This window comes from Nitrobacter sp. 62-13 (assembly GCF_001896955.1).
Lineage (GTDB): Bacteria > Pseudomonadota > Alphaproteobacteria > Rhizobiales > Xanthobacteraceae > Nitrobacter.
In genome coordinates this window covers 1-5,210 of the sequence record NZ_MKRN01000145.1, presented here as the reverse complement: position 1 = coordinate 5,210, position 5,210 = coordinate 1, and the positions used below count along the sequence as shown (strand labels likewise).

Sequence of the window (5,210 nt, the reverse complement as noted above, 5' to 3'; positions counted from 1 at the left end):
GGCGGTCCGCTCGGGTGACGTTCACGACAATTCCTGCTCTCATGCCCAGAGCTTGAACTGCTTCGCTCCATTTGGGAATCGTCCGAATGAATCAAACCACTAGATTTTTTAAATCTGGCCGCGGCACGATCGAGAGCATGCCTTTATCAGCGCTATCAGCCAGTGAGAGGCGGCCTATCAAGCCGGTGCTACTAAGCATCCGCTGTTAGCCTCTCAAATTCTGATACCTCCATCGTCTTAAAAACAAGGTCGTTTAATATTTCAGCTTTCGTCGTTTGGTTGAAGCCGAAGTCACCCCATAAGTCCCAATCTAATCTGATTTTCCATCCAGCATTTATGATATCGCCAAGGGATTTTACGTCCGAAGCAGGAGACAGCGCGCAGAAATGCTTCACTATTCGATCTCGTTCAGCGTTGGTCGGCAGGTTCATTGTTGTTGATGCAATATGTGCTTCCACCGCTACAATCAAATTCGTGGCAAGTGCGTTTGACGCTGCATCTGCCATGTCGAGCATAAATTTGTCCGCGCTATTCAGTTTCTTCGATGGATCCAAAAAATAGGACGCAAATCCATTTGGTATATCGACCGAAAACCGCGTTGCTGCCTCGAGCAAGATGTTCACTCTTGCCGCGAGGGTGGGATAGTGAGGTGCGCGATCGCCGATGTAGGGAGAGATCAGGTAGATAAACGAATAAAGAAAGCTCTCGCCGAAAAGTCTGAGTCCAATTACGTCACAAAATAGTTCCTCGATCTGTCTACTGGCTAATTTGTACGATTGAGTCCAAAAGCTTCTCAAGAATAGGTCAGTAAGCAACTCAGTTGCGGGCTTGGTGACGCCGAACATTTTTTGAAAATCAGACCAATGCGTTGTGTATGCCGCGGTCAGTTCGGTTTGCAATTGTTTATCTAATGCAGAGATGTGGACGCTTCGATTAACGGGCCGTCTCCATACCGAATGTCCCAATTCATGGCCTGCAAGTGGAATTATAAGGGAGTTTCCCGCTTCTGTAGACGGGAGTCCGATAAACATGAGATGGGGAAGATCGTCAGTGACAGCAGGATATGTAAAGGGAGAAAAGACCCATTCCGAACTCATGATCAATTTTGCATCAGCGCCATAAACAATTTGGCACATCTGGAGGAGCGGGTCGTAAATTTCAAAAGCATTTCTAATATTTGTAGAACGCAAAATGAACCCGAGGACGGGATAGTATTGGGAAACGCGAGCATTCGCGTGCGCACAAGCTTGCTGGCGCACGTGTTCGTCTACTGTCTCGTCTAGAGACGTTAGCCGTTCTAAATCGCGTCTATAAACGTCGGCGAGTACACCGAGCGCCGAATTCGGCTCAGCGTAAGGAAAGTCAGACGTTCGCAGAAGGTCTATTTGACTTAATACCGCTCGAACTTTCTGACTAACAAAGTCGACGTCAAGCAGCGCTGGCATAGAGCGCTGGCATCCACTCGTCAGTTTCGGTCTTCGATGAAAACTCTTCTAGTAGCGTCCGATGTAAAGCCAGACAAAACTTCTTGAGGCTTTCAATCTCTCGTTCATCGACATGTTTTCCTGAGGCGACGTCGTCAACTTTGGCCACAAGAGTTTTTAGCATCGCTTCGAGCTCCCCGATATTAACGAGCTTTGCGCCCTCGATATTGTTTAGAGCGGAGCTGAGGATATCGACGCCAACTGGATTCTCGTTCAAGCAGAAAAGGTCTGCTCGACCAGAAGAACTGCTGGGTGAAGAAAGGCACTTTGCGAATGATTGAATAATTGCTCGATCTACAGGTTTATGCTTTTCGAGCCGGTCTAGCTGGATAGCTGCGTCCAGCGTGAGCGAGGAAAGATCGGTCGGCTTTTCCGCGATCATGACTTTCCTCCTAAATGCTGTAGGTGCGGGGAACCTATCTGCGTCGCTATGGCTGGGTCAAGACTCGACCAGTCTTTCATAACCAAATTTCCTTAATCAAGTTCACTTGGATAGGGACGGAATGTTTAGTATGCGGCGGAACGAATTTCGGCTCACAAATATGTAATATGATCGACTTCCTTCTTGATAATTCCCCCGGAATGCCGCTCCTCACCGCCTCTTTCCCCTCTCCCTCAGCGCCGGGTGATCCTCCTCCGCCGGCATGTTGGCGTCGATCACGAGGTCCAGCGCCTCCTGCGGGGCGCGGTCGATGTCGACGCCGCCGCGGCGCAACCCCCTAAGCGTGCCTCAGATTCAGCATGGGCAAAATTATAGCGCTGCCAATCACGCCGCCGACTTCCCGACCCGCCACTCGACCGTCAGGCCTGCGTCCGTCGCGATGATCATCAACGCATCCAGGCTGAACTTGTCGATGCGCCCGCGCAGCAGGTCGTTCATGCGCGGCTGGGTCACGCCGAGCCGTTTGGCGGCGTCGGCCTGCGTGAGCTTCCAGCCCTCGACGACCTCGCGGATGGCGATCATCAGGGCAGAGCGGGCTTTCATATTGGCGGCCTCGGCCGGAGAATTCTCCAGTGCGTCCCAGACACTCTCAAAGCGTTGCTCGCTCATGGTCGCTGTCTCCGCATCAAGTCCCTGAACCGCGTGGTGGCGAGATCAAGGTCGCGTTTCGATGTCGCCTCCGTCTTCTTCTGGAACGCGTGCAGGATATAAACGGCATCCTCCAGCGTCGCGATGTAGATCACCCGAAAGGCGCCGGAGGCGTCCCGCACCCGGATTTCCCGGACGCCCGCGCCGAGTAGTCTTCATCGGCTTCCAGTCATCCGGATCGAGGTCGCGCTGAAGCCGGTCGATCTGGAAACCTGCCTCTCTCCGCGCGCAGTCAGGAAATGAGCGCACTGGCGTCCAGGGAATTTCCGATGAAGGACACCGGCTTCATCAGTAATTTATATCAGTTTTGATATAGAGAGTCCAGCCCGAACGTAAAACGGGCGGCAGACGCTCGCGCTTGAATCCGCCTACCTTCACCGCCTTTTTCCTCTCTCCCTCAGCGCCGGATGATCCTTCTCCGCCGGCGTATTCGCATCGATCACCAAATCCAGCGCCTCCTGCGGGGCGCGGTCGATGTCGACGCCGCCGCGGCGCATCTCCTTCAAGGCGGCGCAGATCGCCGCGTCTTCTTCCATCACCTCGAAACCGGTGCGGGCTCGCCCGATCAGCAGCTTGCGGCGCCGGTTGCCCTGCAGCGTGACGCGCGCCATTCGCACGGCCTGCAGCGCCTGCATCAATTTGTCGATGTCCGTGTCCGGGTTTTCCTCCAGCTCGCGCGTCATCCGTTCGGCGATCGCCACGAGCCGGCCGGTCAGGAGACTCAGTTTCATGGCCGGGCCAATGCGCCAGAGCGAGGCGATCGCGGGATTGAGCGGCGCGCCGAGCGGCCGAAACCAGCGATTATGCCGCTGCCAGACGGAGATGGTCGCCTGCTTCACGCCCGTCCGGCGCGCGATCTCCATCTGCGAGAGCGTCGTCGTCTCGAGCAGGTGGCGCACCCGCCGGACGGTTTCATCCGGATAAGGCCGGCCCCTGCCGCGCCTGCTGCGTTTTGCAACGGCAGGCGGACCCGCGGCGGGCGGATTGGCCGGTTCGTCCGGCGTGACGCGGAGGCGGGTGAGGGGAGGGGTGCGAGGCAGGACCATGATGCGGAATATAATCCTATAACCCGGCGGAGGCAAGGGCGAGGCTTTAAGTTTTCGTCCCGCCGCGCGGGCAATTTGCGCGGTTTAAGGGAGTGCCCGCTTATGCGGCATTCGTTGCGCAAAAACTGGTCAATCGCTCGCCGTCCGCGCCGATTTTCTCAGGCCAAACGCTGTCTAGTACCCGCTTTCCGAAGTTCGTGAGACATCGCAACACCCCCTTAACGAACTTCGGAAAGCAAAGGGTACTAGCAACTTTATGATTCTAGTACCGCTCTCGATTTGAAATTCCCGAAGACGAACCCGCTGCAAGTGGTGCAGGAATTTCAAATCGGCGGCACTAGTCCGTGGCACGTGCATTGCACGGCCCTTGTCCCAGACGTTTTCAGACGGGAGGACATGATGAAGCGTTCCGACCTCACCGAAAAGATTCTCGACATCAAGCGCGAGAAGGAATGGAGCTGGAAGTACATCGCCGGCGAGATCGGCGGGTTTTCGGAAATCCTGATCGTCAGCGCGCTGCTCGGCCACATGAAGCTGACCAGGCCGCAAGCGGCGGCGGCCGGAAAGCTGTTCGGCCTCTCCAAGACGGAAATCGCGATGCTCAACGAGGTGCCGATGCGAGGGCATGGCACGCCGATGCCGCCGACCGATCCGCTGATCTATCGCCTCTACGAACTGGTGATGATCAACGGACCGGCGCTGAAGGCGCTGATCGAGGAAGAATTCGGCGACGGCATCATGTCGGCGATCGACTTCGACCTGGAGGTCGCGCGCGTCGCCCATCCCAAGGGCGATCGCGTCAGGATCGGCATGAGCGGCAAGTTCCTGCCGTTCAAGTATTACGGCGCGACCGGGAATAATCTCGAATACGGCTTCAAGGAGGAGTGACGGCGCCGGTCGCTCTCGCCTTCACGCCTTCACTTGCGCGATGGCCTCCGCCATCAGCGTGTCCATCTGGGCGCGGACCTGCTCTTCGTCGAGCGGCACGCCCTTGGCGGCAAGGTCGCGCAACACCTTGTGAATGACGTCGTTCTCGCCTGGCGGTTCGAAGTCGGCGGCGACGACCTCCCTGGCATAGGCATCGGCGGCGTCGCCGGAGATGCCGAGCTTTTCCGCGACCCACAATCCCAGCAATTTGTTGCGGCGGGCCTCGGCCTTGAATTTCTGTTCCTCGTCGAGGGCGAACTTCTTCTCAAAACCTTCTTCACGTTTATCGAATGTTGTCATGGCCGGGCTCCCGTTCCGTTGCCGATGAAGAAGCCACGAGCGGCCGCGTTGCGCCGCCGGTTCAACAACCTAGATAAAGATTGGCCGATCCGGGAACAACCGGCGCATGGTCGCAGGGAGCATAAAACTTCCCGCTAAAGGCCTGAATTGATTGTGCCGGGTGGCTCAATCGGCTAGGTTGCGGGCAGGCTCGGTTCTTGTTCTGTTTCCTGTTCTGTTCAAGGTCCCGGCCTTCGCGGCAGCTCCGCCACGGGTCACATCAAGCGCTCGGAGCACCCAACTTCATGGATTTCAACAACACACGGTACATCCCAATGAGCCGTCGGCGTCGCATTTACGAAGGCAAGGCCAAGGTGCTTTACG

At 56.4% G+C, this 5,210-nt stretch carries 6 protein-coding genes and 1 pseudogene; 1 reads left to right on the top strand and 6 read right to left on the bottom strand.

The annotated features are described in order from the left end of the window. Nucleotides 1–191: 191 nt before the first annotated feature. The 5 genes and pseudogenes from BGN91_RS10505 to BGN91_RS10485 all read right to left on the bottom strand — a co-directional run bounded on the left by BGN91_RS10505 (nt 192) and on the right by BGN91_RS10485 (nt 3,437). The gene (locus BGN91_RS10505; RefSeq protein WP_292612897.1) at nt 192–1,445 is read right to left on the bottom strand and encodes a hypothetical protein; all 1,254 of its coding nucleotides are present in this window, start codon (nt 1,443–1,445) and stop codon (nt 192–194) included. After that, nucleotides 1,429–1,866, bottom strand: coding sequence for a hypothetical protein (locus tag BGN91_RS10500; protein ID WP_292612895.1), 438 nt, complete (start codon nt 1,864–1,866; stop codon nt 1,429–1,431). The genes BGN91_RS10505 and BGN91_RS10500 overlap by 17 nt, the downstream gene beginning before the upstream one ends. Nucleotides 1,867–2,250: 384 nt before the next feature. Further along, nucleotides 2,251–2,535 carry an XRE family transcriptional regulator gene (locus BGN91_RS10495; RefSeq protein WP_292612893.1) on the bottom strand — a complete coding sequence of 95 codons (285 nt, stop codon included), beginning with the start codon at nt 2,533–2,535 and terminating at the stop codon, nt 2,251–2,253. Next, nucleotides 2,532–2,863, bottom strand: a pseudogene (locus tag BGN91_RS10490) (type II toxin-antitoxin system RelE/ParE family toxin). The gene BGN91_RS10495 and the pseudogene BGN91_RS10490 overlap by 4 nt, the downstream one beginning before the upstream one ends. Before the next feature lie 85 nt (nt 2,864–2,948). Continuing rightward, nucleotides 2,949–3,437, bottom strand: a complete 489-nt coding sequence (locus BGN91_RS10485; RefSeq protein ID WP_292612891.1) for a hypothetical protein — start codon at nt 3,435–3,437, stop codon at nt 2,949–2,951. A 582-nt stretch (nt 3,438–4,019) separates the two neighbouring features. On the opposite strand from BGN91_RS10485, the gene cynS reads away from it, so the two are divergent. Next, nucleotides 4,020–4,508: a cyanase gene (gene cynS / locus BGN91_RS10480; protein ID WP_292612890.1), complete on the top strand. Its 489-nt coding sequence runs from the start codon at nt 4,020–4,022 to the stop codon at nt 4,506–4,508. Nucleotides 4,509–4,529: 21 nt separating this feature from the next. On the opposite strand, the gene BGN91_RS10475 is transcribed toward cynS, so the two are convergent. Next, on the bottom strand, nt 4,530–4,847 hold the full coding sequence (locus BGN91_RS10475; RefSeq protein ID WP_292612888.1) for a DUF1476 domain-containing protein: 318 nt from the start codon (nt 4,845–4,847) through the stop codon (nt 4,530–4,532). Nucleotides 4,848–5,210: the final 363 nt, after the last annotated feature.

Coding starts and splice junctions, on each gene's coding strand:
- BGN91_RS10505 (WP_292612897.1), bottom strand. CDS start 1,445: ATGCCAGCGCTGCTTGACGTCGACTTTGTTAGTCAGAAAGTTCGAGCG.
- BGN91_RS10500 (WP_292612895.1), bottom strand. CDS start 1,866: ATGATCGCGGAAAAGCCGACCGATCTTTCCTCGCTCACGCTGGACGCA.
- BGN91_RS10495 (WP_292612893.1), bottom strand. CDS start 2,535: ATGAGCGAGCAACGCTTTGAGAGTGTCTGGGACGCACTGGAGAATTCT.
- BGN91_RS10485 (WP_292612891.1), bottom strand. CDS start 3,437: ATGGAGATCGCGCGCCGGACGGGCGTGAAGCAGGCGACCATCTCCGTC.
- cynS (WP_292612890.1), top strand. CDS start 4,020: ATGAAGCGTTCCGACCTCACCGAAAAGATTCTCGACATCAAGCGCGAG.
- BGN91_RS10475 (WP_292612888.1), bottom strand. CDS start 4,847: ATGACAACATTCGATAAACGTGAAGAAGGTTTTGAGAAGAAGTTCGCC.